The organism is Leptotrichia sp. oral taxon 879 str. F0557 (genome assembly GCF_000469385.1).
In the GTDB taxonomy this organism is placed as follows: Bacteria; Fusobacteriota; Fusobacteriia; order Fusobacteriales; family Leptotrichiaceae; genus Leptotrichia; species Leptotrichia mesophila.
Genome location: NZ_KI271311.1, coordinates 1 through 3,018, shown reverse-complemented (window position 1 = coordinate 3,018; position 3,018 = coordinate 1). Strand labels below are relative to the sequence as shown.

Genomic DNA, 3,018 nt, shown 5'->3' with positions numbered 1-3,018 from the left:
GATCTGGGCTACACACGTGCTACAATGGCCGGTACAGAGAGCAGCCAGGCGGCAACGCTGAGCGAATCTTGAAAGCCGGTCCAAGTTCGGATTGAAGCCTGCAACTCGGCTTCATGAAGCTGGAATCGCTAGTAATCGCAGATCAGCAATGCTGCGGTGAATACGTTCTCGGGTCTTGTACACACCGCCCGTCACACCACGAGAGTTGTCTGCACCTGAAGCTGCTGGTCCAACCGCAAGGAGGAAGGCATCTAAGGTGTGGATAGTGATTGGGGTGAAGTCGTAACAAGGTATCCGTACCGGAAGGTGCGGATGGATCACCTCCTTTCTAAGGAGAAATAAACACAGCTTCTTCTTATATCTTATGGGCGTGTAGCTCAGGTGGTTAGAGCACTGTGCTGATAACGCAGGGGTCGCTGGTTCGAGTCCAGCCATGCCCACCATATTATGTCTTGGGGATATAGCTCAGTTGGGAGAGCGCTGCCCTTGCAAGGCAGAGGTCAGCGGTTCGAACCCGCTTATCTCCACCAACTCTTATATAGGACAATGAGAAATGAATAGTAGGTAAAAGATTACAATAAAACTAGAGTAAAAGTTATTCTGGAGAAAAAGCTAATAAGGGCACACGGAGGATGCCTAGGCAACAGTAGCCGATGAAGGACGTGATAAGCTGCGATAAGCCAGGAGGAGATGCACATAATTATTGATCCCTGGATTTCCGAATGGGTAAACCTACATATCTGAAGGATATGTGTGAAAACGGTAAGTCCGCGAACTGAAACATCTAAGTAGCGGGAGGAAAAGAAAGTAAAAACGATTCCCTAAGTAGCGGCGAGCGAACGGGGAGGAGCCTAAACCGTGTCAGTGCCAAGCGGACAGCGTTGCTGGCACGGGGTTGAGGGACTTCCATTAACGGATTGTCATAATGTTTAAGCTGCATGTGTGTAAGTAGAACCAGCTGGGAAGCTGGACCAAAGAAGGTGATAGTCCTGTAGAACATAAAACATATGCTGTGACTGGAAGCACCCGAGTAGCGTCAGGCACGAGGAATCTGGCGTGAATCAGCGTGGACCATATCACGCAAGGCTAAATACTGCTGTTGACCGATAGTGAAGAGTACCGTGAGGGAAAGGTGAAAAGAACCCTGAGCAAGGGAGTGAAATAGAATTTGAAACCGTGTGCTTACAAACGGTAGGAGCACTTTATGTGTGACTGCGTGGATTTTGGTTAATCATCCTGCGAGTTATGATTAGTGGCAAGGTTAATAAAGTGGAGCCGAAGGGAAACCGAGTCTTAATAGGGCGTTAAGTCGCTAGTCGTAGACGCGAAACCTAGTGATCTAGGCCTGTCCAGGCTGAAGCTGAGGTAAGACTCAGTGGAGGGCCGAACTCACCGCCGTTGAAAAGTTGGGAGATGAGATAGGTCTAGGGGTGAAAAGCCAATCGAACTAGGAGATAGCTCGTTCTCTCCGAAATGCATTTAGGTGCAGCCTTGATATTAAGATATGCGGGGGTAGAGCTCTGTATGGTCTAGGGGGCGTATTGCTTACCGAAATCAAGCAAACTGCGAATACCGCATATTAATAGTCAGGAGTGAGTCCGTGGATGACAAGGTCCTCGGACGAGAGGGGAACAGCCCAGACCGCCAGCTAAGGTCCCTAATTATGTCTAAGTGGGAAAGGAGGTGGATATTCACAGACAACCAGGAGGTTGGCTTAGAAGCAGCCATGCCTTGAAAGAGTGCGTAACAGCTCACTGGTCGAGAGTATCTGCGCCGAAGATGTAACGGGGCTAAGACATAAACCGAAGCTGCGGAGGCGTTTTTACGCCTGGTAGGAGAGCGTTCTGTAGGCCGTTGAAGAGACGCCGTAAGGCAGTCTTGGAGGTATCAGAAGTGAGAATGCAGGAATGAGTAGCGAGAAGGCGGGCGAGAATCCCGCCGGCCGGAAGTCCAAGGTTTCCAGGGGAAGGTTTGTCCGCCCTGGGGGAGTCGGGACCTAAGCATAAGCAAAAATGTGATGGCGAATGGAAAACAGGTTAATATTCCTGTACCGCTGTTATCGCTTGAGAGACGGAGTGACGCAGGAAGGTATGCAGGAAGGCTGACGGAATAGCCTTTTTAAGGGCGTAGCATGGGCATGCAGGAAAATCCGCATGCCTAAATGTGAGACCTGATGGGTAAGTGCATCTGCATAAGCTGCAGATCCTACACTGCCGAGAAAAACTTCTATCGATGAGAAGCAGCGCCCGTACTGTAAACCGACACAGGTGGACAGAGTGAGAAACTTAAGGCCGACAGGATAACTCTAGCTAAGGAACTCTGCAAAATGGCCCCGTAACTTCGGGAGAAGGGGTGCCTGATATACCTGATGGGAGAAACACCCTGAGGGGAAACAGGCCGCAGTGAAGAGTCCCAAGCAACTGTTTACCAAAAACACAGGTCTATGCTAAGCTGAAAGGCGACGTATATGGGCTGACACCTGCCCAGTGCCGGAAGGTTAAGAGGAGGGTTGAGAGACTCAAATTGAAGCCCCGGTGAACGGCGGCCGTAACTATAACGGTCCTAAGGTAGCGAAATTCCTTGTCGGGTAAGTTCCGACCTGCACGAATGGTGAAATGATTTGGGAGCTGTCTTGGCTGGAGACCTGGTGAAGTTGTAATGCCGGTGAAGATACCGGCTACCTGCAGTAGGACGGAAAGACCCCGTGGAGCTTTACTGTAGTTTGGCATTGGGTTCTGGCTGCATGTGTATAGGATAGTTGGGAGACTATGAAGCCAAGGCGTCAGTCTTGGCAGAGTCGCTGTTGGAATACCAACCATATGCCGTCGGAATTCTAATCTGGAAACGGAGACAGTGCTAGATGGGCAGTTTGACTGGGGCGGTCGCCTCCCAAAGAGTAACGGAGGCGTTCAAAGGTTCCCTCAGGCTGGATGGAAATCAGCCTAAGAGTGTAAACGCATAAGGGAGCTTGACTGCAAGACTGACGGGTCGAGCAGGCACGAAAGTGGGAGTTAGTGA

Annotated in this window: 2 tRNA genes and 2 rRNA genes; all 4 read left to right on the top strand. The window is 50.4% G+C overall.

The window, feature by feature from the left end:
- Positions 1 to 328 (top strand): 16S ribosomal RNA (locus HMPREF1552_RS04640); the annotation flags it as partial.
- A 38-nt stretch (positions 329 to 366) separates the two neighbouring features.
- A tRNA-Ile gene (locus HMPREF1552_RS04635) sits at positions 367 to 443 on the top strand.
- An 11-nt stretch (positions 444 to 454) separates the two neighbouring features.
- Positions 455 to 530, top strand: a tRNA-Ala gene (locus HMPREF1552_RS04630).
- A 75-nt stretch (positions 531 to 605) separates the two neighbouring features.
- A 23S ribosomal RNA gene (locus tag HMPREF1552_RS04625) occupies positions 606 to 3,018 on the top strand; the annotation flags it as partial.